The organism is Bacillus sp. AP8 (assembly GCF_000321185.1).
In the GTDB taxonomy this organism is placed as follows: Bacteria; Bacillota; Bacilli; order Bacillales; family DSM-1321; genus Bacillus_AD; species Bacillus_AD massilioanorexius.
In genome coordinates this window covers 142,080-167,361 of sequence record NZ_CAPG01000034.1, presented here as the reverse complement: position 1 = coordinate 167,361, position 25,282 = coordinate 142,080, and the positions used below count along the sequence as shown (strand labels likewise).

Genomic DNA, 25,282 nt, shown 5'->3' with positions numbered 1-25,282 from the left:
ATGATCGTTGAAAAAGAGTGGTTATTGGAGCATTATAAGGAATCGGATGTTCGCGTTATTGACTGTCGTTTTCAATTACAAAACCCTAAGTTAGGAAGACAGCTTTATGATGAAAACCACATTCCAAATAGTCTTTATTTTCATTTAGAAGAAGATTTATCTTCTTCTGTTTTGGAACATGGGGGGAGACATCCACTTCCGAACCTTTCTGTTTTTAAAGAAAAGCTAGAGCTTGCAGGGATAACAAATACAAGTATTATTGTTGCTTATGATACTGGAGAAATGTCTTTTGCTTCTCGACTGTTATGGATGCTGAAATATATTGGACATGAAAAGGCTTATGTGTTAAATGGTGGATTTAATGGCTGGCAGAAAGAGGGCTATCCTCTTGATACAAAAGTGCCTGCTTTTACAAAGAGTGAATATACGCTTCATATACAACCAAACATATTAGCTTCCTATGAAGAAGTAAAAGCCGTTTCTGAGTCAAATGATAGCAAGACCGTTTTAATTGATTCAAGGGAGTATAAGCGATATGCCGGATTTGAGGAACCAATCGATAAAAAGCCAGGGCATATTCCTGGAGCAATTAATCGACCATGGACTGAGGGTATCAAAAACGGGCATTTTTTAGGGAAAGAACAACAATTATCTCGCTTTCAAGAGTTGAATCGTGAAAAAGAAATCATAGTATATTGTGGTTCAGGAGTAACTGCCACTCCAAACTATGTTGCTCTAAAGCAAGCGGGCTTTTCTAATGTTAAAGTGTATATAGGAAGCTATAGTGATTGGGTTTCGTATCCAAATAATCCAGTAGACAAAGTAATAGAATAAAAATGTATAGGATAATCGGTGGGAAAAGATATTTTTCACCGATTATTTGTTCCACCTTTCAAATTTTTTCAAGGGCAGTTTTGCTATTTTACTACTAAAAAATATGGGTTATAAGGAGAAGGGATGCCCTAATTGGAATATTTCTTTGATGATATAGATAAAGTAAGGAAAGAGTGGTTTCGAACTTTTTTATAAAAAAATGAAACCTTCTACTATTTCAATCGTAGAAATACGTGTTAGGATATAAAGTATATCATTTCAAAATAACTACTAAAGTTAATGGGGGAAAAGAAAGAATGATGAAAAAGATTTTGGCAGCAGTACTTACGCTTTCAATAGCGTTTACTTTTACACCGGTAGGGAATTTTGTATTTCAAGATCATGATCAATACGCTAGTGCAAAATCTTACAAATCCGGTAAAAGAGGTTTTGGTGGTAGCAACAAATCTAATTTTCAAAACACAAAGAAAAATGATACTCAAAATAACGCTGTAACAAATAAAAACACAACTGATAAAAAACAAACAAATACAGCTGCTACAAATAAAAAAGGTGGATTTATGAAAGGAATGCTATTTGGTGGACTAGCTGGTTTACTACTTGGCGGATTACTTTCAGGTATGGGACCTTTAGGAGCGGTTTTAGGTTTATTAATTAACGTAATCGCAATAGTTGCGGTCATTATGATTATTCGTAAAATTTACTTGTTAATTAAAAACAAGCGTAAAGATGAGGAAGACAGAGCATGGAGAAATTAATTATTTTTGAACAGGATATTATAGATTCAGTTTGCTTATATATGGCTGATCAAAAAAGTATGTCTCCTGAAGAAATTGAAGTAGAATTAATGTATGATGATGAAGCATATGGTTTTTCTGCAGAAGTTTACTTTAATGGACGTAGCCAGATTCTTGCTCATAGAGATTTAATTGAAGCGATCCGCTTCTATATCTCGCGTGAATTAAATGGAAATCCATATTCAGGAATTGAATTGGTTTTAGATGATGATGAAGGAATCATTGCCTACGTAAATCAATAATTTCGATAAAAAAGAAAGTCTACATCAAGTAGATTTTCTTTTTTTGTTCTATACTAAATGTTAGTGGCCACTAAAAAAGACCAAAAAAAGAACACAAACTCAACTTTTCTTATACTTGAATTGGAGAAACAAGATAGAAAAGGAGATGTGTACACATTTGCATTTTAACTGATTTTATCAGGACTTGAAGATAGAAAAGAACAAAGGAATTTATATGGAAGAACGTCCAATAGTTCTAATATATCGAAAAACAAATAATATTTGTTTTTGAGGCAAACGTTTTAAGCAAGAGTATTTTAAGAATCATACTTATGTATGTTTACCTAAACAGACATTATATTTTGATGTACATTATGTAGAAGAACGGATAAGAAGAATGAAAGGCGTCTAAAAAGTGTTAGTTAATTACTTTTTAGACGCCTAGTTCGTTCACTTATTTCTTTTTCAATTTTTGTTTTACAATCACAGTAATACAAATTAAGATTAATATCGACTGTCCCAAGAGGGTTTCAATAGTAGGATAGAAACCAATTTCACTTATCACTGGTAAATGATCCATGACATTCGTTGGCAAGACATTCGTAAGTTGCAATGTATGAATGCTTGTACCTATTATTTTGAACGTCAATAAATAGATAAAAATCGTAGCTACAAAGAAAAATTTATGAATAGGAATACGAATCGTCAATTTTATAAGTAGAACTGCCACAATAGAAAGAATCAATAGAGCAAGTATAATACCAAGTATAAAGTCAAATGTAGGCATATTTGGTGCAACCCCTACATAAAAAAGAATGGTTTTTGCACCTTCACGGAATACCGACAAGAAGGATATGAATGCCATTGCAAGAACAGATTGCTTGGAAATAGCATTTCCCATTTGCTTTGATAAATAAGCATTCCATGATGTAACACTAGACTTATTGTGAAGCCATAATCCAACACCAATCATCATTAGTGCAGCAGCTAGACCAACATATCCTTCTAGCATTTCGCGACTTGTGTTCATAGACAATGAATTGAAAAGTACTGATAAGGCAACTGCAGCGAAAATAGAAAAAAGAATTCCTATCCCGGCGCCTATATAAATCCAACGTGCCATTTGCTGTTGATTGGACTTTTTTAGAAAGGATACAAGTACCATAATAATAAGAAGTGCTTCTAATCCTTCACGTAATAAAATCAGAGCTGAATCCCAAAATGTATAATCACTGTCTTCTTAGCGGACCATATAGTAAATGTTTTGGAAGATAGAGACACAGTGGATACGATTAGAAAACAGATCATAGAAATGCGTAGAGGTTATCAAAAAATCCATTATTGCTTTGATTGATTATACAAATACGCCCCTTATTTGATAGAGGGGTGTTTTTTATGGCTATTTGTAAGATGTGTAGTTATTTTTCTATTAGAATAGGAGCTTATACATAAAGCTGTGTTACAATGGAAAAATAGTATTTTTCTGAGGTGAATATAGTGGATAATGATAAATCGAGTATTATGTTAGTAGATGGGATGGCTTTATTATTTCGTGCTTTTTATGCTACAGCGATGACTGGTCAGTTCATGATTAATTCAAAGGGTATTCCAACAAATGGTGTACAAGGCTTTTTAAAGCATTTATTAATGGCGTCTGATCATTTTGCACCGCAACATGTAGCCGTTTGTTGGGACATGGGGAGTAAAACTTTTCGTTCAGAAATGTTTGTAGATTATAAAAGCAATCGAAGTGCACCTCCTGTAGAGCTGTTACCCCAATTTGATTTAGTAAAAGAAGTGGTTACAGCTTTCGATATTCCTAATATCGGACTAGAAGGATATGAAGCAGATGATTGTATCGGTACGATTGCTAAAGAAATAGGTACTAGCTACAAGGTAAATATATTAACTGGAGATCAAGATATACTTCAATTAATTGATGAAAACATATCTGTTACCTTATTAAAGAAGGGTTATGGTAATTACGAAGTTCATAATGAACAATCATTATTTGAATGGAAGGGTATCTATCCTAATCAAATGATTGATTTAAAGGGCTTAATGGGAGATACAGCTGATAACTATCCAGGTGTAAAAGGGATTGGTGAGAAAACAGCTATTAAGCTTTTACAACAGCACCAAACGATTGATGGAATATTAGATAATTTATCATTACTGGCAGCTGGACAAAGAACAAAGATTAATGACTCATTAGAAATGCTACATCTTTCCAGACAATTAGCAACGATAAAATGCGATGTACCATTAATATTTAATATGGAAGATACATTATTTGAGTATAATGTGGAAAAAGTTATGGACATGCTAAAAGAGCATGAACTAAAGGGATTATATTCACGTTTTAAATAAATGACAATGAATATGGCATGAACGTCCGACATATTATATTCCAAAAGAAACCTCAGCACCACAAAAGTGCTGAGGCTTTTCTAATAATGTAGCATTAGGTTTAGGTTTAAAAAAGTATCACAATTAATCAATCATTTTTAAATACATTCTGAAAATCAGTTTCTACTTGAGTTTAACAAGATAATAGAGCCGTTTGGTTTTAAGTTCTCGTTTACTTTAAAGATCTGCCTTTTTTGATTTGTGTTTTTGATTTAGTTCTTTCTTTGTGAATACAACAAGATGGATGTTTTTTTTGATGAAAAAGTATTTGTGAAAAGCTCTCGCTAAAAGAAAAATAAAAGCCGCTGACATAATCCAAAAGAGAACTGACATTACGGAAAGAACAAGAAAAGACGATAAACTCATTAAATATTGTGCAAAAATATATCCAGCTCCTGGTGCAATTACCGCCACACTATAACGCCAAGCTGGTGTTTTTTTATGATTTTTTTGGAATAATGATGAATACTTCTTTAGTTCATTTCTTATAAAGTAATAAATAAATATTAAGTAAAGTAAGAACATAATTACGTAATAGATTGGTGAACTAATACCAATCATATAATTATATTTCATCGCAAGTACAAAATAGCATAAAGAACCCACAATACCTAAGCATCCTAAAAACAATAGTGACTCCATTTCTGTATCTTCTGGTTTTCTAATGAGAAGCCATAAAGCCCAAAGGCTAATAAAAGTCATTAAGGGTATAGTAATATATAACACCAATTTGATAGTTGGAAACAGAATTGGCATTAATATTAATAAATCCAGTAAGAAAAATGTAGGGAAACCAACTAAAAATTTTATTTGAAATATAGAGAAAGGTTGTAAACCTTCTTGAATATGATCAGGTAAATCTCTACGTTTCATGTTGTTACTTAATTTAAGCATAAAGAACCACCTTTTTTACGCTTATTAAAAATCCTCAGCTATACATTTAAAGCTAAGGATTTTTAGTAAATAAAAGTCTCACCATTCATCAAGCATTATTAAGTACATTCTGAAAATCATTTTCTTCTTCATTAATGTAGCCTGTAAAAATTATCTCAGCAATATCTTGATGGTTAAACACATATGTATATTCTGGAGAAATATAGCCTTCAGGATATGGCACAGCAAGATAATCATACATTTTCCCATTGCGCTCATCTTCTGTAATTAACGTTTGTTTTCTACCGTAAATCATCAGTTTGATATTTCCACCATTTAACAAGATAATAGAGCCATTTGGTAATAAGTACTCGTTCACATTAATGACCTGCCTTTTTTGATTTAGTTCTTTATTTGCAAAATATACAAGATGAATATTTTTTTTGATGAAAAAGTATTTATGAAAGCCCCTTGCCAACACGAAAATAAAGATAACTGAAATTCCCCAGAAAATTAATGACATAACTGATAGGACATGAAAGGAAGATTGTCTCATAAGGTACTGTGCAAAAACATAACCGGCGCCAGGTGCAATGACAGCTACACTATAATGCCAAGCCGGTGTTTTTTTCTTGGTTTCTCTTTCTAAAGATGAATATTTTTTTATTTCGTTTTTTATAAAAAGATAAATAATAGTTAAGTAAAGAAAGAACATTAAAACATAATAGTAGGGTGATTGAATGCCAATCATATAATTATACTTCATGGCAAGTACAAAATAACAAAAGGAACCAACTACACCCAAATAACCTAAAAATAAAAGTGATTCCATTTCTGTATTTTCTGGTTTTCTAATCAGGATCCATAATGCCCAAAAACTTATAAATATCATTAAAGGAATGGTTATGTATAAAACTAATTTTATAGTTGGAAACAAAAGAGGCATTATAATCAATAAATCTAGTAAAAAAAATGTTGGAAAACCTACTAAAAATTTAATCTGAAATGTAGAAAAAGGTTGTAAACCTTCTTGAATATGATCAGGTAAGTTTCTTCGTTTTACCTCATCGCCTAATTTAAGCATAGTTAAACCGCCTTTAGTAGAATTTTTATCTGAGAAAACTTTATTTAAACCAGCCTGCCACCGTATTTACCCCTTTTTGAATTCCATCTTTTAGTGTTTCAGAAAGGTTCTTTTCGTTTTTTCCAGCTTTAAAGCCCTCTATAATATATACTGCAGCTGTAGATATCAAAAAGCCCGCGACAGCTGCACCAATTAATGGAGCACCTAAACTTGTAACAAATGCAACAGTAACAGCTCCACCTGCCAATGATACAGCCCCCAAACCAACATCTACGGCAGCATCTCCTAGAATTTTTGAAGTCGATGCATTAGATTGATAGTTTTTATAAGCATTTTCTCCAGCGGTTATACTAATACCAAGTATCCCTGTTTTCGTTTTAAAAGCACTTGTAACTGCAGCAGAAGGTTTTACATATGTTGCAATATTGGGATTATTACCGATGTTTAATTGGGATTTAATGTAATTGTCGTAATATTTTTCTCCTTTAAGGCCCAATACATGACCGTTTTTTACCAGGAAATGATCTTTTTTCCTAGTTATAGCGGCACAATGATTAAAAACTTTATTAGCTGTTTCAGTTAAAGCAATACCTTCAGATACCGTACCAAATGTATTCCCAACAGATGAAATTGGTGCTGTTGCGTCAATTTTCATAATTAGCCTCCAGTTTTCATTGATGAAGAAAGCAAATCGTCTGCTTCTTTCAAGGAAGAAATGGATTTTTGAGTAGAAATAATGTTGTCATTCAGAGTTTAAACCTTTTAGTTCGTCATATGTTTCGATGAGACGCCGAAGTTCTTCTTGTTTTTTTTCGAGTTCCTTTTTTAAAGCGGAAAGAGAAGAATGAAACACACTTTAACACCTCTTTAATATAAATCAAATATTTCCAATTGTTACAATTTTATCATGGGGATATTTTTTTATTAAAGAGAGGTAAGGGAAAATAGTAAAATAAGCATAAGAATTAAATAATGAATGATAAGTAATTTAGGATAAAAGTATGTCGTGAAATGTGTTTGATTAGGTATTTACATGATAAATAGGTATTCATACATATGCTCTTTTCACTTAAGTAATTCAAAAAATTCGATATGAATGTAGAAAAACAGATTTTTTGACGGATTATTTTTATTATATTAATATACCCATATAGGTATAAAGTGAATTCGTCACAAATCGGATATTTTCTTTAAATGATCTAAAGAGGAGAAGGAGGAGAGAGTTTGAATGATGTAACGGTGTATTCATCTAATAAGTGTGTGTATTGTGTCATATTGAAAAATTTTTTGCGTGATCAAAACATTGAATTTAAAGAGATAAATGTTGATGAAAAACCAGATATCGTACAGAAGCTAATTATGTCATCTGGCCAAATGGGAATACCTCAAACAGAAGTCAATGGAAAATGGGTAGTAGGGTATAAGCCAGATGCTATAATGAATGCGATAAATGATTAAAAAGAGAATCCAGTATCGGATTCTCTTTTTTTAGCTTCTTAAAAAATTGTGAATAATATCAATATATAAAGGTTCATGGGGGAACAAGAAGAAAGATTCCAGCTAAAACGGAGAGACAGGTGATTTCGCCAGAAGATTCTGGGCGTGTCTTGTGGAAAAAGAGTTTTAATAGCGAAAATCACAGCCTGTACTCAACTCCTTTTTTATGACAGAAAAGTTTACGAAAACCACCTTTATTTTTATAGATAATAAAAAGCGGTATTTATTAGATTTTACATATTATATTAAGAAATTGATGTTTTTTCACTTATCATAATGAAAACATCAAAAGAAAAGATTCATATAATCAAGGAGGGGTGTCATTGACGACAATATATGTAAATTGGAACGAAGCAAAGATTAAATTGACCTGGAAAAAGAGTAAACACCTTCCTCAAAACTTTCGTATCACAAGTGTACACGGACTGTGTTTTTACAATAAGCAACTACTGTTAGTGGATGTAAAGCATAGAGGTTGGGATTTACCAGGAGGCCATATTGAAAAAAATGAAACGCCAGAAGATTGCTTAACTAGGGAAGTATTCGAAGAATCATATGTAGAAGGTGATAGTGAATTATTGGGATATATCATTGTTGACCATAGTGAAAATCAATTGTGGAATACCAATGGTTGTTATCCTAAAATTGGAATTCAAGCATTCTATAAAAAGAATATAAAATTCCTTCACCCATTCGAGGCTAAATATGAATCTCATCAGCGTATGCTTATTAATCCTATAGATGTGTCCTTATATCATCATGAGTGGAATCATCTTTATCAAGAAATACTTGGTTTTGCGACACAATAACCTTACATAAAAAAGACCTCCAATATTCTTAAATATATATTGAGCCCGTGAGGGCTTGATAAAAAGAGCCTATATCTTTTATTACTTAGTAATCTAAGATACAGGCTCTTTTTTATGGATCTGTTCATAGATATTGTTACTTTTTCAAATATACTTCTTCCACTAACGAAGCAGGATAGTTCAATAAGAAATATGTTAAAATAAGGAAAAATATTCTATGAGGATGTGTTTTTGTGGGGCTATTAGCAACTCTAATTATTATTATTTTAGTAGTGATTGTTGATGTCTTTATGTTCGATAAAGATAGAAAAAGATGGGGCTGGATGAAAGGATGGACAAATATCCAAAAGTTAATCTTCTTCGCTATTTTCATTATCATATCTTGTGCAATCTACTTCGTAATTAGTGCAAAGTATATTTAGTTCTTATAGAGCTAACTGGGGCGTTGATCCAATAAGGATTGACGCTTTTATATTGATGTCCTTATTGGACAAACGGTGCAGGTTAGTGAAAGAAGGAATAGAAGTGTTTGTCATAGAATTATTAGGATAAACACTATAATTTTTTATTAAAATTAACGAACTATGTATTGAAGAATCAGAAATTATTTCTCGAATAAATGAAATATTGAAATGGGGTGATAAATCAATATGAGCTACCTTATTGCTTTGGTACTTGCTGTTTTATTGGCTTTTTCATATAAAATTGTTCATATTACAGTTAGAATTATTATTAGAAGAACGTTGTACCAAAAAATAGAAAATGAGATTTTTTATTTATGGGGAACATTTCTGACATTAATTATTTATTTTTATGAAGATAATTACGTTTTTCGTTTTCCTATTCACTACAAACCAATTTTTCTCTTATTCTTGATTGCCACGATAACGATTGTTTTCATTTCGCAATACTCAGGATATAAGCCAAGTGGGAAAAAGAATATCTTAAACTTTATAATTATGTATCCTGTTTTTGAAGAAATAATTTTCAGAGGAATGATTATACCAATTCTTAATAATTCATTCCCAAAATACTCTTATTTTGAAATATTAAACATACCCGTTACGGTACCCATCCTAATATCTTCCTTTTTATTCGCTATAGCTCACTTGCAATATTACAGTTTTAATCAGACTAGCATAAAATTTATGCTGTTCGCATTTTTTGGGGGAATCATATTTGGTATGATTGCAGATTATTCACTATCAATTGTTTTTTCTCTATTTTTACATATAGAGTTTAATTTACTTTCAGTCTATTACTCCAAAAAGGGTATAAAAAATATAGGAAATGTATCGTAATTTATCTTCAAAATCTTTTGTTTGGATTATCTGATGACCCTTATTCCCGTCAGTTCTTTATCCTACTTCAAGGGATTGTATTATTAGTCGGTGCAATTTATTCTTTTAGATTATATTGAAAAGGGTTTAAATAGTCGTGCACGAGGAATATGAATAGCTAATCAGTAATATAAAGGGAGTGATTCTTCATAATAAGGAATCACTTTTTTATTAATAAACTAAATTAAATTTGTGAATAAATACACTTAAACAAACGGGTGCGTTAGTTGAACAAAAGAGGCAGTGAAAGTTGCCTCTTTTTTATTGAGTTATTAACGACAATATATACGAACAGAACCTTTTTATTAGAATGGAAATTCATCGTCCGATATATTGATTTGTTCGTTTCTAAATCTATCATTTGCAAGTTTTCCAAGTAAGATAGCATTATCTTTTTTTAGTTTTTTGTTTTCTGCTTCTAATGCAACTAATCTTCGTTTTAGTGATTCAATGAGTTTGTCTTTTGAACTTTCACTGAAAGTCTGTTTTTTAGTGATAACTTTTAACTTTTGATTTTGTTTCTTAATTGCTTCGTCAATCGGCTTTATAAGTTCTTCCCGATAAGAGTATAAGAATGTTTTACTCACCCCGGCTTTACGGCATATTTCAGCCTTAGAAACAGGATTGTTTACGGGGTCATCAAGGAGCGTTAGCTCCTTTAAGGCTGCTAAAACAGCTTGTTTTTTCAATTCACTTTCTTGTTTCTTTGCTTCAACCATTTTCGCTGTGTTCGGATTCAAGTTAGCCATTAGTGAACACCACCCGTATAAAAATGTTTGGCCGCATCGAATGTCTCGCCTTTTTCAATGATTTCTAAAGCAGTTTCATAAAAATCAACCACTTTTTGAAACTCCTCTATCTTTTCAGAGAGTCCGATTTGTTTAGCTTGGTTTAAATGCGTTGAAAAGGCATCTATCGTGTCTTTTACAGCGTTTTTATGCCTTGGTAGTATCTTTTTCTTAATGCAGGTTTTACAAGCCACCTGATGAGGGCAGGAGGGCATTTTATATGGATGCTCACAACACCCATCACCTTGATCAAAGATGGCGATAATCGTATTTTTAACCCATTTATTATCACCGAATATTTCTTCTTGCTCCGGAAGGTTATCTTTGATTGCTTTCGCATCAGATTTAAGAAGTTTTTCTTTAAACTCTTTCTTTAAGCGTTGTTGGTAGACCTTAATATACTTTTCAGTCATTGCGACCGATGAGTGCCCTAAAAAGTTCTTCACTGCATAAATATCCACTCCGGCATCGATCATTTCGGTTGCTACTGTATGTCTGAACTGATGAGCTGTTATCTTATAAATATCTCCAGATTCAGCTCCAAAGTTTGCTAACGGAATTTGAGCACTTACTTTGGGTAAAATTCTGTTAATAAACTTTTTGTATTTTACTGTCTCTGTAATCGGCTTATTATCTTTATCATAGCCAACAATATTTCTGAAAAGATATTTTTGTTTATCCGATTTAGTAGAGGGCAAGTATTTAACTCGTTCCTTCTGACGCAAAATAGCTCTTTCGACAATATTTCTACCTTCCGAGTCTTTCATATGAGCACAGGGGACAATGATATCTTTTGGTATTTTTGCGATTCGATGGTCAACATAAAGTTGCGGATCACCATCCAAGTCGTATCTTAAACAATCGATATCACTGCCATCTGCAATCAAGTGAGCCATATCTTCAAACCGTCTTCCTGTGTTCCTTAAAATTAATATTAAGTCCCAATAGGTTGGCGGTATGATTGGTGTATCCTCTCCATCTTCTAATAAGGGGATAATCGTATTTTCTAAGTAATCATCCAATTGCACCTTAATATGAGGAGGAATGGGCCTTGGTAATGTCTCTTCTTTTTTAGGTGAATCGTAACTAATCAATAAAGCATCTGTTTTGGGTCCATCGGGCCATTTGTTAGCATACATATACTGAAGCATTGAACGGGTTGCTGATATAATCTGAATCGCTTGATGATTAGATAATTCGTATATATCCGGCAACACTTTTTCAATGTGATTTTGTCTATCTAACTCTTTAAGAGATTTAAGATTTGGGAACTTTTCGTGTAATCTTTTAAAAAAAGAAGACAAGTAGTCTAACCTACCCTGGAATGTTCTGGCACTCAGGTTTCCAAGCATATTTATAAAATACCTCTTTATTACTTGGCGTAGGTGAACATTCTCTATTTTCGTAAAATTAACAATAAAATAATTAGGCGAAATATGCTTTGGATAATCTTTAAACAATCTTCTCATATCCCAAACATCTCTAGTGAGATATTCTTCTCGTTCTTTAGGATTCTTGATATACTCAACCTCGTAGTGGGTAGGGTAGGCATCTTCAATGTGTTTTACTTGAACGCCCATATTTTCAAGTAATTGAATAAATCGTTCGTCTTTGATTGCTTTATACCAAGTAGCAGAGGATTTGTATCCTGCTAAGGCAGGCAATTCATCATACTTTTTATCTCGATTCTCAGGCTGTTTCAGCACTTCAAAGTATCTCTTTTGGGCCTTTGTCATCCAAGAGGTATCTACAACGTCAACTGGGAAGGGAGTGACGGTTGCCTTGCTCTTTAGATTCTCTATATTCGTTTGATCAACTTTAGCTGCATTACTTTTCGGCATTCTCTCTCTCCTTACGCTTTTCTTCTTTATAGTCGTTCATTCGGTTGTATTCTTTTTTATGGTCTTCTGCGTTTAAATGAGCGTATATTTGCATTGTAGTCGTCACATCTTTGTGTCCTATTCTTTCTTGAATGTACTTCCAATTGATAGGTTCACCTTTATTGATATATTCTTTTGCTAATTCAGTAACGTGTGTGTGTCTCAATTTATGAGTATTCAAACGAATTCCTGTTTTTTTGCTGTAATTACGAACGGTAGAAGAAAGCGTAGATTTCTTCATCGGCTTTCCGTTTTCCTGCGGTCTGTTACTGTTAACTACGACAAACAAGAAATCATTATCCGGGTCACTGTTTACCCAATCGCTGCTAATATATCTATCTATCAATACCATAAGATCAGTTGGGAGATGGACAAATCGATCTCTACCATAACCAGCTTTTGCTCTTGAATTATTTTCATTGTCAGGTCTAAAGCGTACCCAAATACCTTGTTCTCCATAGTCAATGTCTTCAAGCTTGATACCCAATAGTTCTCCTGACCTTAAACCACCTTCTTTTAGAACAAGGAGGATAATCTTATCTCGCAAGAGATTGACCGAATCCAAGAACTTCTTGAAATCTTTTTGATTTATCGTTTTAGGTATTTCCTGAGGGACCTTAGATTTAAGAATATTTTTCATAACAGTCCGACTTTTTCGAGTGTGAGCTAACATATCTTTATCTTTCATCGCACTTGTTCGCATAACACTGCGATAAACAACAGGATTATCGTTTATTTTTCCACTAGCTTTAAGCCATAAAAATAACGAACTTACCCTATCGATTATTGCGTTGACAGTTGTAGTTTTGATGTTATTATCCTCATACTCATCCTCTTCTTCAAATTCAAAATTAAACGATTCTACATTCTCATAAAATCTATAAGGATTCTTAAGCCATAGTTTAAAGTCTGTTAATATCTGCGGTCTCCCATCTAAATCCAAAATGTCTAATCGCTTAATTTTTAAAAATACAATGAAGTACCATAGATGATAACAGTATGTTTTAACTGTATTAGGAGATACTTCTTGCACAGCTCCTGCTTGTATCATATTGAGGTAGTCTTTTACCAATGGTATGAAGTTAAGGTCTTCATCCATTAAATAATACATAATCCCGTTGTCTGTTATTGCTTTCCTAATAGATATCTTTGCACGCCATTTATCTATTGGTGTTTGTTGTATCTTAGACATATAGATCACACCCTTTTACTAAGCTAAGCATTTATTTTTAGATAAGGTCCTCGAACTATCGTTCTGCGGTGTCCTACCTCGGACCGAGGCTATGTCCCCTAAAGAAACAATATTCAATATAGAACTAATGTTCTAATAATATAATATCATATATTAACTTAAATTACTATGTATAACTAATCTGTACATATACATAAAAAAAGGACAGTAGGAATATCATTCCTTACCATCCTTACCCCTATATCTAATATATCTTTAAATATGGTAGAGGTCTTTTACGTTACTATCTGGATCGTAGTTGTAAACAGGGTGTCAAAACTATTTTCTAGTTCTTAGTAGTCTCAAGCCATTTAAGATAACTAGAATCGTACTACCTTCGTGACCGATAACTCCATAAGGTAGGTTTAAAACTTGAAGAAAGTTAGAGCAAATTAACAAGATGATAACTGTAATGGAAAAGATAACATTTTGTTTAATTATTCTATTCATTCTTCGTGATAATACAACAGCGTCTGCGATTAGCGCTAAATTATTTTTCATTAAAACAACATCTGCTGTTTCAAGTGCTACGTCAGTTCCTTCACCCATCGCGATTCCAATCGATGCAGTGGCAAGGGCAGGAGCATCATTAATCCCATCACCAACCATAGCAACTGTACCATATTTCTCTCCTAGCTTTTTAATTTCTTCTACTTTTGTTTCAGGTAAGCATTCGGCAATGAAACCATCAATATGGCTTTCTTTTGCTATAGCTTGTGCGGTAGGTGTACTATCACCAGTCAACATGAAAGTATACACACCTTCAGATTTCAATTGATCAATAGCATCAACCGTTTCTTGACGGACAACATCTTTTAACGTTATTAATCCAACGATTCCTTTTTCATCGCTTGCATATACTGTTGTTTTTCCTTCGGAAGCTAATTTACTAGCGATTCCATTTTGAAATTCATATGCTTCCTCTCTGCCTACAAAATCTGCTTTTCCAACCTTCCACACATGACCGTGTAATACAGCTGTTGCTCCAAAGCCTGATATATCCTCAGAGGAATCAGGATGAATCAGAGGCAATGAGCTATTCTCACTAGCATATTTTACAATTGACTGAGCTAATGGGTGATTTGAATACTTTTCAACAGATGCTACATGCTGTAAAAATTGTTCCTTTGTACAGTCATCTCTAAATAACACATCCGTTACTTCAGGCTTACCTTTTGTTAATGTACCCGTTTTATCGAGCGCTATCGCTTTTAAATTACCCAAATTTTCGAGGTGGACGCCGCCTTTAAATAAGATTCCGTGTCTAGCACCATTTGAAATTGCTGAAAGAGTTGCTGGCATAATGGATGCAGCTAAAGCGCAAGGTGATGCTACAACAAGTAATACCATCGCACGATAAAAAGTCTCGTTCCAACTCCAATCTAATAAATAATGAGGGAGGAACATCATTAAGGCTACTGCTATTAATACAACCTTTACATAAGTACCTTCAAATTTTTCAATGAACTGCTGAGATGGTGACTTTTCACTTTGAGCAGACTGAACCAATAAAATGATTTTTTGAAATAAAGTTTCTTCTTGTGGCTTTGTTAATTGAACAATAATTGTTCCTCTTAAATTAACTGTACCAGCGAAAACTTCATCATTTACTTTCTTACCAACAGGAATAGATTCACCTGTAATAGCTGCCTCATCAATGTTAGTCGTACCTTTTATGATCATTCCATCTGATGGGACACGCTCACCAGCTTTAATTAATATATGATCCCCAATGTTTAAGTCAGCAACTGCTTTTATCATTTCATTCCCATTATCATCAATAACGGTAGCTTCCTCTGGTTGTAAGTCCATCAAAGCGGATATCTCTTTATGACTTTTATTCATGGTGTATGTTTCTAGAGCACCACTAAGTGCAAAAATAAAAATTAATATAGCACCTTCTGTCCAATACCCAATGATAGCAGATCCTAAAGCAGCTAAAATCATTAATATTTCAACATTCAGCTGTTTGTAGTGAATCGTCTCAGTGATCCCTTCCTTAGCTTTTGCATATCCTCCAATAATAAATGCAAGAATGTAAATAACTACGGAAGCTGTAGAATACTCATATTTGTCTAATAGCCATCCAGCTAAAATTAGAATACCACTGCAAATAGCAGCAATTAATTCAATATGAGGTTTCATTTTCAATATAAATGTATTAGTGTTACTTTGATGTTCGTTTGTCATTTTCTCTCCCGTCCTTCGTAGATTAGTGAATGCTTTTCATGCCACATTCTTCTTACTAGTAGACTATTAGCCAATGAACCATTGTAAAATGTTTAAAAAATATAATGAATAAATTAAGGCTAACAAACTACTATTTGAAAGTCAATCTAATTGATAATTTTTCTTTCTAATTGAGAATAGTTATTGTTTAAAATATGTAAATCGTGTATTGTTATTGATAATAATTATTAATAAGGTATAAAAGGAACTCCTATTATTACTTTAATACCTATTCTTTTCAAAAAGTAAACTATAAAATAATATCTATTTATGATAAGTGTAAGTTTGAAAAAATGACATAATAATAGAATGATTTTTAATCATTTTATTGGAAAAGCATAGAAATTTATTTGTCGATAGAGTAAGATATTTGTAGAAAATTGAAATGTACGGAAGGGTTGCCGATGGAAATGAAGGTTGAAGACTATATTGAACAACTAGAATTCAAAGGTTTTTCGTTTGGTGAAGATGCTCGAGGCTTTATCTTTTTTGGAAAAGAATATACAGGTGCTTCAGATACAATGGTAAACGCAGCTATAGAAATAACTCTAAAGGTACAAAAGAAATTTGACGGTAGTTTTTATGTTTCTTTTTTAGAAATGATGAAACAAAACCAAATTGATACACGAAAGAAGGCATTACAATTTGCTGAACAATATAATTTATTCGTCTAAAGAAAGATCGTAAACCCTCGTAAACTTATTTTACGAGGGTTTTTTAGTGATGATTAGCTAATTTTTTTTAAAGAGCGCTTTTCTAAGTTTCTTACGGCTTTTGATGGCCACTCTGCAAGAATAATACCCGCTAAGATTAATATGCAGCCAATAATCATGCTAATAGTAAATGTTTCGCCAATTAAAATATAGGAAGCTACTGCGGCAAAAACAGGCTCCATTGCGAATATTAAGGCAACTCTGGTGGCAGTAGTATAAGCTTGAAAATAAGTTTGAGCTAGAAATGCCAAAGCCGTAGCAAATATAGCTGTTATAAGAAGCCCTATAATGACTTCTTCTTTTAATAAAACTTCCAACTGATACATTTGTTTAGGGTTTTCAAGAATGAGACTACATATAAAAGACAAAAGTGATACAGTAAATATCTGAATAATTGTCAGTGGCATAGCATGAAAATGTTTAGCGAATCTTCCGGTAGTAATAATATGCATGGCAAAGCTTATCGCACCTAATAAGACAAAAAAGTCTCCTTTTCCAAAGGTGGAAGCTTGAAGCATGGTAATCATGTATAAACCAACTGTAGCGAAAATAATACCGAAAATCATATTGCGATTTAGCTTTTGTTTTAACAGAACAAAAGAAAGTAAAGGCACTAGTACAACGCTTAATCCAGTAATAAAACCGGCTTTTGCTGGAGTTGTATAGACAAGGCCTAAAGTTTGAAAGGCATAGCCTAGAAATAACCAAAAACCAATTAATGCGCCTGATTTAATAGTTGAAAAATGAAAATGTTCTTTTTCTTTTTTATTAAAAAGAATATAAATGCATAATAATACAAGGAAAGCTATAAAGAATCTTATTGCGTTAAAACTATGTGGTGTTAAAAATTCAATTGCATCTTGTACTACTACAAAGGTTGAACCCCAAACAAAGACAACTAGTAGTAGTGAAATATCAGCTATTAAAGACTTATTCATTGTTGATCCCTTCCTTACTCTGCTGTATTGCTTTACGAGCAAGTTCATCTGCTACCTTATTTTGTGAACTTGGTATCCACTTGATAAAAAATAGTGGCAAGTTTTTAGATAACGAAAGAGCTTGCTCTAACAAAGGTGAATATTTTTTGTTTTTTGCGAATTCTTTTTCCATTGCAGACCATATGGCTTGAGAGTCCGTACGGAAAGAAATAGTATGAGAAGTTGATTTCTGACAGCATATTTCTAATCCTTTAATTAAAGCCCAATATTCAGCTTCATGATTATCCATAATGCCTAATGGAATAGAGTAGCTTTCTACTTTTCCATCCTCTTTTAAAAATATTCCTGCGCCACTATGTCCTGGATTCCCAGCACTAGCTCCGTCAATATAGACTTCTATCATTTTTTGCCCCCTAAAGTATGTATTAATATTCATCTTATAGTAAATTTACTCATTTTAAAAGGGAAAGACAGGACCCAGGATATGAGTATGTGAAAAAATATCAGAAAGAATATAATATTGAAATAATATTTCTATCGAGCCTGCTCGTCAAGTCCTCCCAGGGATTGATTGTATCTATTCAATGAAGATAGTTCTCTAAGAAAGATTTGTATTTTGGGGATGAAAAAAATTTAACAAGAAAAACAAAAAGGAAGCTATTATGCTTCCTTCATTTCTTCTTTAAATTTAAAACGTTTTGCTATATATCCAAAAGGAGTATCTAGTACAGAAACGATAAATTTCAATATATATGTCGTAATGAAGATCTCAACCCATATTTCGAAAGGATAAACACCAATAAATGCGATACTTGTAAATACTAAAGTATCAATAAATTGACTGATTAATGTGCTACCGTTGTTACGAATCCAAAATTGTGCATCAGTTGGGAATTTAGAGCGTATCCATGAAAATAAGTGAACATCTACATGCTGACTAATAATAAAAGCAGCGAGACTACCTAGAGCAACTCGTGGTAATAAACCAAAAATGCCTTCTAAATGGGGCTGTGCAAAGTCGTCTGGAGCTGGATTAAACATGAGTACCATCTGCATAATAACAGTCATTGTTAAAAGAGTAAAGAAACCTAGCCACACTGCCTTCTTGGCTTCTTCTTTTCCATAACGTTCATTTATAATGTCTGTTACAAGAAAAGCACTTCCATACATAACGTTTCCTAATGTTGCAGTTAATCCAAAGATTTCTATTGTTTTGACAACCTGAAGATTGGCCATAACTGTTGAAAAGCCAATCCATACAAATAGTCCTGTCTTTCCGAAAATACGGTAAATGAGAAGGACAAGGACAAAATTTACTACCAAAAATCCTAAACCAAAAAATTCATTAAACATGATTTCCTCCTAGTTTTGATAACGCGGGAGTTTTCGAACCGCGGTAATGATGTTGTTGTGAAAAGTCATGACCAGTATTACTGCATACTTGAAGAACTACAAATCATTCCTTATAAATACCTATGTTTGGCCATTTAATAAAAGCCATCCTTTTTTAAACAACATTAATAATAATATTGTAGTTTAAGAAAGAATACAACAATTATATGAATAAGTAATTTAAGGATATAACGAAATTTATTCTTGTTTTGTATGATGTCCTTTTTAATTCATTTTATAGTTCTTTTCGATGTTTCTATTGAATTTGGGTGCTTTTAGAAATTGGTGAGCATACAATTTGTTCATTAAAGGGTCTCATCACTTATACGCAGTGAATACAGGTGATAGGAAAATCATTAATAATTGTATTTAAGCATTCCTTCAAAATACGCTATTATTAAATGTATTCATGAAGATTTTAGCTACCAAAGTTAATGATGGTTTTTAAATAATCTTATTGGTAAACATATGTAATAAGTCAGTAATGTTAGTGAAGATTAATGAATTGAATAATGGGGGTCTATCTCGATGGAAGTATATATTGTATGGAAATATAAATCACCCAAAAAACCAATGTGTACTTTTCATTCTTCAAGGATGAATGCGAAAGAAGCGATAGTAATTTGTGAGGATTTAGAAAGAACAGGAAGGGTATCAGCGATAGAATTTTTTGATGAACGTGAGGTTACATGGAGCAAAAAAGAACTAACGAAGCTATTAAAAGAAATAGAAGATGAACCTCAGGATATTACGATTTATTTTGACGGTGGATTTGATCGGGATGAAGGGATATCAGGGTTAGGCATTGTTGTATACTATTCGAAGAATGGAAAGTTATTTCGTAATCGAGTAAATAAGCAGCTTATACAGCTAGAATCAAATAATGAAGCGGAATATGCAGCTATGTATGAGAGTATATGTATACTAGAAGAACTGGGAGTTCATCATCAAACATGTGAATTTAAAGGAGATTCTCATGTTGTATTAAATCAGCTATCCGGTGAATGGGCTTGCTTTGATGATGTGCTAAACCGTTGGTTGGATCGAATTGAAGATAAGATAAAGAAAATGGGTATAAAAGCTGTTTATAGTCCAATTACAAGAAAAGAAAATAAAGAAGCGGATAGTTTAGCTACGCAAGCTTTAGATGGAAAGCTAGTAAATAGTACGATTCAATTGGAAAAAAAGGAGGAGCTATGACAAATAATAATGAACGTAAAGAATTATTAGAGCAAGTCGAAGAAACATTAACCATGTATTGTACAGATTGTTTTTTATATCGATATCACAGAAAGGAATTTGGAAGAAATAAAGCACATCAGTTTTGTTTATCTTCATGTACAGTTGGAGAAAAACTTAGGACATTTGGCATATCTTTAAATCAAAAAAATAGTAAATAATGATTATTTTGACAAATTAAATGGATTTGCTTTCTTGAAATTGGTAAAATAGAGAGAAAAAGGGATGGCGTGATTGTATGCCTATTAATAATGAGAAGCCATATAAGAGAGAATTGATTCCTTTAACATTAGATGAAATTGATCAATTATTAATAGACTTTAAAGATATTGAAGTTGATGTTTCAACAGAAAAAACGAGTCGATATTATGATAATTATATAAATCCAAAGGTCAAAATAGAGGAAATCTCAAAAAAAGTAGAAGAAGCATCAGGGCAAATTTCAGAAATGTTTCAATATATCAAGTCGAATGACGAGGTACCGATTAAAGAGATTCAGAATGACATTATTCCTATTATAAATGAAGCTACAGAAATTCCACATGTTTTTCATTTGTTTGAGACACTACATAAAAAGGATGAATATACGTATCGACATAATATTTGTGTCGGTGTGATTTCTGGTCTTATCGGCAAATGGTTAGGGCTAAATGAAGAAGTATTACGCGAAGTTGAGTTAGCAGGTTTACTCCATGATATAGGAAAGACAAAGGTTCCTACTCAGATTTTGCAAAAAGCAAGCAAGCTAACGGAAACGGAATATAAGAAGATGAAACAGCATACCATTTATGGTTATGAATTATTAAAAAAGACGCCTAATTTATCTGAATCGATTGCAGTAACAGCACTACAGCATCATGAACGAGAAGATGGAATGGGATACCCTTTTCGCCTGAAAGGTTCTCAAATACATCCATATGCAAAAATCGTTGCTGTTGCTGATGTTTTTCATGCGATGTCATCTGACCGTGTTTATCGAAAGGCAACACCGTTTTATCAGGTAATAAAAGAAATGAACAATAATGTTTATGGAAAATTCGATCCGAATATACTTGTTGTGTTTCTGCGACGAATAATGGAAACATTGGTTGGAAAACAAGTTAGATTAACGGACGGAAGAATTGGTAATATTATTATGAATCATCCATATAATCCTGTGTATTCAATCGTTCAATTGGAAAACAAAGAATTTATTGATTTACGAAATGAAATGGATGTACGTATAGAGAAAGTCTTTAGAATGTAACATAATATGGTGGTAGCAATGCTTATCATATAAACATATAGAGGGTGTCCAAAAACTAAAAAGTGAAGGACATCCTCTTTAATTTTATGTTATTTTTTATAGTACTTCTTAAATTAATCAAAGAGTAAATGAAAGAAAAGCATATGTTTTTTTAGAAAGTAAGAACACACTCACACTAAATTCATCTGAAAAATGTAAAGAACAAAAAGTAGAGGGGCAGTTTGAAAAAAGATTTTTTCAGACTGCCCCTTATTTATTTTGGATATTCCTGTTATTCCAATTTCTTATTAGATTGATTTCGGTGCTGTGCATTTAGTTCTTTAATTTCCATCATCATATTCTTTATGTCGCTTTTGGCAGAAGGAAATTCCGCATTCCAATGATTGATTAAGGCAGGCATTGATTTAGCAATATGACTGTAAAGAGCCCATTTTGTTACTTTAGCTTGTAAATCATCAGTCGATTCTCCTACTAGAAGTTCGGTGTACTTACTAATTAGAGCTTGGAATTGATCATCAAATTGACTATTCATCTTTTATCGCCCTCTCCTTTGTGAATGATGTAAAAGTTTACCATATTTATATCATAATAAACAAATACCTTATAATTAAAGATAGGTCAACAGTGTTTAAGGAGATGGAGAAAAAATGGTATATAAAGATCAGAAACATCCAAATACAATTGATAGCTTAAAGAAAGATTTTAATAAATTAGGTTTGGAGAATGGTATGACAATCATAGTACATTCCTCTTTAAAATCACTTGGGTATGTTTGTGGAGGACCAGTCGCAGTAATTGAAGCATTAATGGCTACTGTTGGCTCTGAAGGAACAATCGTAATGCCAACTCAATCTGGTGATTTAAGCGATCCGGCTTTTTGGGAAAACCCTCCTGTACCTAAAGAGTGGTGGGAAATCATTCGAAATGAAATGCCAGCTTATGACCCAAGGACGACTCCAACAATGGCTATGGGGAAAATTGTTGAATGTTTTCGGACTTATGACGGTGTAATAAGGTCTTCTCATCCAACGGTGAGCTTCGCTGCTTGGGGAAATAATAAACAGTATATTATCGAAGAACATTCTTTAGATTTTTCACTTTGCGAAAAGTCACCACTACAAAAATTATATGATATAGGAGCCTATATATTATTAATCGGAGTAGATTATGAGAATAATACTTCCCTACATTTGTCAGAGTGCCGTGCTAATGCCTGTTTTACTATCCATCAAGGTTCTCCTGTTTTAGAAAATGGGGTTAGGGTGTGGAAGGAATATGAGGATTTTATTTACGATTCAGATCGATTTAATGAAATTGGATGTGATTTTGAAAAGCAATATTCTATTAGTGTGGGGAAAGTTGGTAAAGCAGAATGTAGACTGATTCCAATGAGGCAATTAGTGGATTTCGGAACGGTATGGCTAGAAAGTTGGAAGAATAGCCAAAAATGAAATCACTTTGGTCATAATTTTTATTATTATCTTCTTTTATTTTAGTATATCATTTGAATAGGAATGTTTCTTTACACCTATTTGAACAATAATATGATTATGTATACTAGACTAGGTGAAAGATAGATAGTGGAGGTACAGTGAATGAAAGCAGTAATAATAGCAGAAAAGCCTTCCGTTGCGAAAAATATTGCGGATGCATTAAACATAAAAAAGAGAAGTGACGGCTATTATGAGGGAGAACAATATATTGTTACTTGGGCTTTCGGTCATCTACTTCAGTTATATGATGCTAAAGATTATGATGAGAAAATGGCGAGATGGCAAATGGATCATTTTCCGTTTATTCCAGAAAAGTTTCAATACAAAATTAAAAGTAGCCCCAAAAATAGAGATAAACCCGACAGCGGAGCCCAGAAACAGTATTCTATTATTAAATCATTATTATTTCGAAATGATGTAGATTCCATTATTTCTGCATGTGATTTTGATAGAGAAGGACAAGTAATTGGAGATAGTATTATTTATCATATTAAAGCTCCAAAACAGGTGTATCGACTGCTATTAAATGAATGGACACCTGATGAAGTAAATGCAGGATTACAAAAAATACGACCAAATACGGAATTACGTTCCTTACAAGATGCTGGGGTAAGTAGACAATGGGCAGATTGGTTAATTGGAATTAATTTAACCTCAGTTGCAACCTTGAAGTATCAAAAAGGAAGAGGAAAAGTTTTAAACATTGGTCGAGTCATAATGCCCACTTTGAAAATCATTTATGATCGTGATAAAGAGATTGAAAATTTTGTGCCCGAAAAATATTTTAAATTAGCTGCAACTTTTAAAACAGCTAAAGGTGAAGAGCTCGTTGCTACATATGAGGAAGACAAAGAAGAGAAATTTACATGTAAGGATACATTAGAAGAAGTACATCGTGAAATTATGAATTCACAAGGTATGGTCTTACAAAAGCAGGTTGAACGAAAAAAAGAATATCCACCTTTCTTATTCAATTTGTCGAATTTACAAGGTTATATTACAAATAAATATAAAGGGTGGACAGCAGACAAGGTATTGAAGGTAGCTCAATCTATATATGAAAAAAAGTACATTACCTATCCTCGTACTGCAAGTACAGCGCTTGAAGAAAGCTTGGTCGATCGAGCAGCCAAAGTATTGAATGCTGTAAAACGGGGTTTACCATATGAAAACGAAATAAAATTTGCTGTAACAAAGCGATTATTCAATAACAAAAAGGTTGAAAGTCATAGTGCCATCATTCCAACATATCTTGTCCCAAAATCGCTATCTTCTGATGAACAAATCGTCTATAATGCTGTGAAAAATCGCTTTGTCATGCAGTTTATGCCAATTGCTGAGCACGAAGAAACAAGAGTTAATATCAAAATGAAGAATGATCATGTGAAAGGGATGTTTACAGCAAAAGGGCGAGTTCAAATTGTTGAAGGTTGGCGACAAGTAGAGAAAATTGAATCAAAAGAAAATGTCCTTCCATTTGTTGAAGAAAATGAACTCCTTGACATTATAAAAGCAGACGTTAGTTCCCATGAAACGAAGCCACCTAAACATCATACTGAAAAAACGCTATTACGTATCATGGAGACATGTGGAAAAAACTACGATGAGGAAGAAGCCGTGTTAAGCGGTTTTAGTATTGGAACTGCAGCAACCAGAGCAGAAACAATCAAAAAGTTAAAAGATATTGGTTATATATACTCTCAAGATAAAAGTTTAATTTGTAGTGATCTTGGAATTAAAATGGTTGAAACGTTTCCAGTAAAAGAACTTTTTGATTTGGAATTTACAGGTAAGTTAGAAAAAGCTCTATATGATATGGAAAAAAAGCAAGTGAGTAGAGGAGTGTTTATCAATTTTATTTGTGATTTCACACAAAAATCTGTTCAAATGATTAAAAGTGATGCAGATGTTGTTTTACAAACCGTTACATCTAAGCCTAGTGAAGCAAGTAAAGCTGATTTTCTTGGAAAGTGTCCACTATGTTCGAATCCAGTTATGGAAGGGAAGAAAGGCTTTGGCTGCACAAATTGGAAAAACGGATGTAAATATGTTATTTGGAAAAATGATAAATTCTTAGCATCGATGAAAAAGAAACCAACAAAAACGATGGTTAAGCATTTATTAAAGGACGGAAAAGTATTAGTAAAAGGTTTAACCAGTAAAAAAGGAAATAAATTTGATGCGATAATGAAGTATGAAAAGAACACGGATAACGACTACTTTGGTTGGAAAATGGAGTTTTTAGATAAACAGCCTGAATAATAAATCG

The 25,282-nt window shown here is 32.8% G+C and carries 26 protein-coding genes; 14 read left to right on the top strand and 12 right to left on the bottom strand.

Going from position 1 to position 25,282, the window contains the following annotated elements:
* The 3 genes from BN349_RS08885 to BN349_RS08875 all read left to right on the top strand — a co-directional run bounded on the left by BN349_RS08885 (position 1) and on the right by BN349_RS08875 (position 1,873).
* Positions 1-834, top strand: coding sequence for a sulfurtransferase (locus BN349_RS08885; protein WP_019241942.1), 834 nt, complete (start codon positions 1-3; stop codon positions 832-834).
* A 296-nt stretch (positions 835-1,130) separates the two neighbouring features.
* Positions 1,131-1,592 (top strand): hypothetical protein, encoded by a 462-nt coding sequence (locus BN349_RS08880; protein WP_019241941.1) that lies wholly within the window; start codon positions 1,131-1,133, stop codon positions 1,590-1,592.
* Positions 1,580-1,873: a DUF2653 family protein gene (locus BN349_RS08875; protein ID WP_019241940.1), complete on the top strand. Its 294-nt coding sequence runs from the start codon at positions 1,580-1,582 to the stop codon at positions 1,871-1,873. Before BN349_RS08880 ends, BN349_RS08875 begins: the two co-directional genes overlap by 13 nt.
* Positions 1,874-2,306: 433 nt before the next feature.
* Here BN349_RS08875 and BN349_RS23675 read toward each other — a convergent pair whose 3' ends face one another.
* Positions 2,307-3,056 (bottom strand): FTR1 family iron permease, encoded by a 750-nt coding sequence (locus BN349_RS23675; protein WP_269719696.1) that lies wholly within the window; start codon positions 3,054-3,056, stop codon positions 2,307-2,309.
* Between the two features lie 293 nt (positions 3,057-3,349).
* Here BN349_RS23675 and BN349_RS08865 point away from each other — a divergent pair, with 293 nt between their 5' ends.
* Positions 3,350-4,222: a 5'-3' exonuclease gene (locus BN349_RS08865; protein ID WP_019241938.1), complete on the top strand. Its 873-nt coding sequence runs from the start codon at positions 3,350-3,352 to the stop codon at positions 4,220-4,222.
* A gap of 216 nt (positions 4,223-4,438) precedes the next feature.
* On the opposite strand, the gene BN349_RS08860 is transcribed toward BN349_RS08865, so the two are convergent.
* From BN349_RS08860 to BN349_RS23670, 3 genes are all read right to left on the bottom strand, one after another.
* Complete coding sequence (locus BN349_RS08860; RefSeq protein ID WP_019241937.1) at positions 4,439-5,155, bottom strand: hypothetical protein; 717 nt, start codon at positions 5,153-5,155, stop codon at positions 4,439-4,441.
* An 88-nt stretch (positions 5,156-5,243) separates the two neighbouring features.
* A complete protein-coding gene (locus BN349_RS25875) occupies positions 5,244-5,513 on the bottom strand; it encodes a DUF4176 domain-containing protein (protein WP_026089247.1) in 270 nt (89 codons plus the stop codon).
* A gap of 745 nt (positions 5,514-6,258) precedes the next feature.
* On the bottom strand, positions 6,259-6,873 hold the full coding sequence (locus BN349_RS23670; protein WP_019241935.1) for a hypothetical protein: 615 nt from the start codon (positions 6,871-6,873) through the stop codon (positions 6,259-6,261).
* 569 nt (positions 6,874-7,442) lie between these two features.
* Between BN349_RS23670 and BN349_RS08840 the strand changes: the two genes are divergently transcribed.
* From BN349_RS08840 to BN349_RS08825, 4 genes are all read left to right on the top strand, one after another.
* Positions 7,443-7,676 carry a glutaredoxin family protein gene (locus BN349_RS08840; RefSeq protein ID WP_019241933.1) on the top strand — a complete coding sequence of 78 codons (234 nt, stop codon included), beginning with the start codon at positions 7,443-7,445 and terminating at the stop codon, positions 7,674-7,676.
* A gap of 362 nt (positions 7,677-8,038) precedes the next feature.
* A complete protein-coding gene (locus tag BN349_RS08835) occupies positions 8,039-8,524 on the top strand; it encodes an NUDIX hydrolase (protein ID WP_019241932.1) in 486 nt (161 codons plus the stop codon).
* 233 nt (positions 8,525-8,757) lie between these two features.
* Entirely contained in the window at positions 8,758-8,946 is a 189-nt protein-coding gene (locus BN349_RS08830; protein ID WP_019241931.1) for a hypothetical protein, read from the top strand.
* Positions 8,947-9,174: 228 nt separating this feature from the next.
* Positions 9,175-9,825 carry a CPBP family intramembrane glutamic endopeptidase gene (locus BN349_RS08825; protein ID WP_019241930.1) on the top strand — a complete coding sequence of 217 codons (651 nt, stop codon included), beginning with the start codon at positions 9,175-9,177 and terminating at the stop codon, positions 9,823-9,825.
* Positions 9,826-10,169: 344 nt separating this feature from the next.
* On the opposite strand, the gene BN349_RS08820 is transcribed toward BN349_RS08825, so the two are convergent.
* The 4 genes from BN349_RS08820 to BN349_RS08805 all read right to left on the bottom strand — a co-directional run bounded on the left by BN349_RS08820 (position 10,170) and on the right by BN349_RS08805 (position 15,953).
* Positions 10,170-10,613, bottom strand: a complete 444-nt coding sequence (locus BN349_RS08820) for a DUF6262 family protein (RefSeq protein WP_019241929.1) — start codon at positions 10,611-10,613, stop codon at positions 10,170-10,172.
* Complete coding sequence (locus tag BN349_RS08815; protein WP_019241928.1) at positions 10,613-12,493, bottom strand: tyrosine-type recombinase/integrase; 1,881 nt, start codon at positions 12,491-12,493, stop codon at positions 10,613-10,615. Before BN349_RS08815 ends, BN349_RS08820 begins: the two co-directional genes overlap by 1 nt.
* A complete protein-coding gene (locus BN349_RS08810; RefSeq protein ID WP_019241927.1) occupies positions 12,480-13,724 on the bottom strand; it encodes a tyrosine-type recombinase/integrase in 1,245 nt (414 codons plus the stop codon). The genes BN349_RS08815 and BN349_RS08810 overlap by 14 nt, the downstream gene beginning before the upstream one ends.
* Before the next feature lie 318 nt (positions 13,725-14,042).
* Entirely contained in the window at positions 14,043-15,953 is a 1,911-nt protein-coding gene (locus BN349_RS08805; protein ID WP_019241926.1) for a heavy metal translocating P-type ATPase, read from the bottom strand.
* 443 nt (positions 15,954-16,396) lie between these two features.
* Between BN349_RS08805 and BN349_RS08800 the strand changes: the two genes are divergently transcribed.
* On the top strand, positions 16,397-16,666 hold the full coding sequence (locus BN349_RS08800) for a DUF6123 family protein (RefSeq protein WP_019241925.1): 270 nt from the start codon (positions 16,397-16,399) through the stop codon (positions 16,664-16,666).
* Positions 16,667-16,719: 53 nt separating this feature from the next.
* Here BN349_RS08800 and BN349_RS08795 read toward each other — a convergent pair whose 3' ends face one another.
* From BN349_RS08795 to BN349_RS08785, 3 genes are all read right to left on the bottom strand, one after another.
* Entirely contained in the window at positions 16,720-17,643 is a 924-nt protein-coding gene (locus tag BN349_RS08795) for a DMT family transporter (protein WP_019241924.1), read from the bottom strand.
* Complete coding sequence (locus tag BN349_RS08790) at positions 17,636-18,046, bottom strand: reverse transcriptase-like protein (protein ID WP_019241923.1); 411 nt, start codon at positions 18,044-18,046, stop codon at positions 17,636-17,638. Before BN349_RS08790 ends, BN349_RS08795 begins: the two co-directional genes overlap by 8 nt.
* Positions 18,047-18,303: 257 nt before the next feature.
* Positions 18,304-18,996 (bottom strand): queuosine precursor transporter, encoded by a 693-nt coding sequence (locus tag BN349_RS08785; protein WP_019241922.1) that lies wholly within the window; start codon positions 18,994-18,996, stop codon positions 18,304-18,306.
* 567 nt (positions 18,997-19,563) lie between these two features.
* Here BN349_RS08785 and BN349_RS08780 point away from each other — a divergent pair.
* From BN349_RS08780 to BN349_RS08770, 3 genes are all read left to right on the top strand, one after another.
* Positions 19,564-20,235, top strand: coding sequence for a ribonuclease H family protein (locus BN349_RS08780; protein ID WP_019241921.1), 672 nt, complete (start codon positions 19,564-19,566; stop codon positions 20,233-20,235).
* Positions 20,232-20,435 (top strand): zinc-finger domain-containing protein, encoded by a 204-nt coding sequence (locus BN349_RS08775; protein WP_019241920.1) that lies wholly within the window; start codon positions 20,232-20,234, stop codon positions 20,433-20,435. The genes BN349_RS08780 and BN349_RS08775 overlap by 4 nt, the downstream gene beginning before the upstream one ends.
* Before the next feature lie 77 nt (positions 20,436-20,512).
* Complete coding sequence (locus BN349_RS08770; RefSeq protein ID WP_019241919.1) at positions 20,513-21,520, top strand: HD-GYP domain-containing protein; 1,008 nt, start codon at positions 20,513-20,515, stop codon at positions 21,518-21,520.
* 271 nt (positions 21,521-21,791) lie between these two features.
* Here BN349_RS08770 and BN349_RS08765 read toward each other — a convergent pair whose 3' ends face one another.
* Complete coding sequence (locus tag BN349_RS08765; protein ID WP_019241918.1) at positions 21,792-22,052, bottom strand: DUF2573 family protein; 261 nt, start codon at positions 22,050-22,052, stop codon at positions 21,792-21,794.
* Between the two features lie 115 nt (positions 22,053-22,167).
* On the opposite strand from BN349_RS08765, the gene BN349_RS08760 reads away from it, so the two are divergent.
* Positions 22,168-22,971 carry an aminoglycoside N(3)-acetyltransferase gene (locus tag BN349_RS08760; protein WP_019241917.1) on the top strand — a complete coding sequence of 268 codons (804 nt, stop codon included), beginning with the start codon at positions 22,168-22,170 and terminating at the stop codon, positions 22,969-22,971.
* A 144-nt stretch (positions 22,972-23,115) separates the two neighbouring features.
* A complete protein-coding gene (locus tag BN349_RS08755) occupies positions 23,116-25,275 on the top strand; it encodes a type IA DNA topoisomerase (protein WP_019241916.1) in 2,160 nt (719 codons plus the stop codon).
* Positions 25,276-25,282 lie beyond the last annotated feature (7 nt).

Excerpts from the sequence above, each read along its gene's own strand:
- BN349_RS08885 (WP_019241942.1), top strand. The coding sequence starts at position 1 with ATGATCGTTGAAAAAGAGTGGTTATTGGAGCATTATAAGGAATCGGAT.
- BN349_RS08880 (WP_019241941.1), top strand. The coding sequence starts at position 1,131 with ATGATGAAAAAGATTTTGGCAGCAGTACTTACGCTTTCAATAGCGTTT.
- BN349_RS08875 (WP_019241940.1), top strand. The coding sequence starts at position 1,580 with ATGGAGAAATTAATTATTTTTGAACAGGATATTATAGATTCAGTTTGC.
- BN349_RS08860 (WP_019241937.1), bottom strand. The coding sequence starts at position 5,155 with ATGCTTAAATTAAGTAACAACATGAAACGTAGAGATTTACCTGATCAT.
- BN349_RS23670 (WP_019241935.1), bottom strand. The coding sequence starts at position 6,873 with ATGAAAATTGACGCAACAGCACCAATTTCATCTGTTGGGAATACATTT.
- BN349_RS08825 (WP_019241930.1), top strand. The coding sequence starts at position 9,175 with ATGAGCTACCTTATTGCTTTGGTACTTGCTGTTTTATTGGCTTTTTCA.
- BN349_RS08820 (WP_019241929.1), bottom strand. The coding sequence starts at position 10,613 with ATGGCTAACTTGAATCCGAACACAGCGAAAATGGTTGAAGCAAAGAAA.
- BN349_RS08815 (WP_019241928.1), bottom strand. The coding sequence starts at position 12,493 with ATGCCGAAAAGTAATGCAGCTAAAGTTGATCAAACGAATATAGAGAAT.
- BN349_RS08810 (WP_019241927.1), bottom strand. The coding sequence starts at position 13,724 with ATGTCTAAGATACAACAAACACCAATAGATAAATGGCGTGCAAAGATA.
- BN349_RS08805 (WP_019241926.1), bottom strand. The coding sequence starts at position 15,953 with ATGACAAACGAACATCAAAGTAACACTAATACATTTATATTGAAAATG.
- BN349_RS08800 (WP_019241925.1), top strand. The coding sequence starts at position 16,397 with ATGGAAATGAAGGTTGAAGACTATATTGAACAACTAGAATTCAAAGGT.
- BN349_RS08795 (WP_019241924.1), bottom strand. The coding sequence starts at position 17,643 with ATGAATAAGTCTTTAATAGCTGATATTTCACTACTACTAGTTGTCTTT.
- BN349_RS08790 (WP_019241923.1), bottom strand. The coding sequence starts at position 18,046 with ATGATAGAAGTCTATATTGACGGAGCTAGTGCTGGGAATCCAGGACAT.
- BN349_RS08785 (WP_019241922.1), bottom strand. The coding sequence starts at position 18,996 with ATGTTTAATGAATTTTTTGGTTTAGGATTTTTGGTAGTAAATTTTGTC.
- BN349_RS08780 (WP_019241921.1), top strand. The coding sequence starts at position 19,564 with ATGGAAGTATATATTGTATGGAAATATAAATCACCCAAAAAACCAATG.
- BN349_RS08775 (WP_019241920.1), top strand. The coding sequence starts at position 20,232 with ATGACAAATAATAATGAACGTAAAGAATTATTAGAGCAAGTCGAAGAA.
- BN349_RS08770 (WP_019241919.1), top strand. The coding sequence starts at position 20,513 with ATGCCTATTAATAATGAGAAGCCATATAAGAGAGAATTGATTCCTTTA.
- BN349_RS08765 (WP_019241918.1), bottom strand. The coding sequence starts at position 22,052 with ATGAATAGTCAATTTGATGATCAATTCCAAGCTCTAATTAGTAAGTAC.
- BN349_RS08760 (WP_019241917.1), top strand. The coding sequence starts at position 22,168 with ATGGTATATAAAGATCAGAAACATCCAAATACAATTGATAGCTTAAAG.
- BN349_RS08755 (WP_019241916.1), top strand. The coding sequence starts at position 23,116 with ATGAAAGCAGTAATAATAGCAGAAAAGCCTTCCGTTGCGAAAAATATT.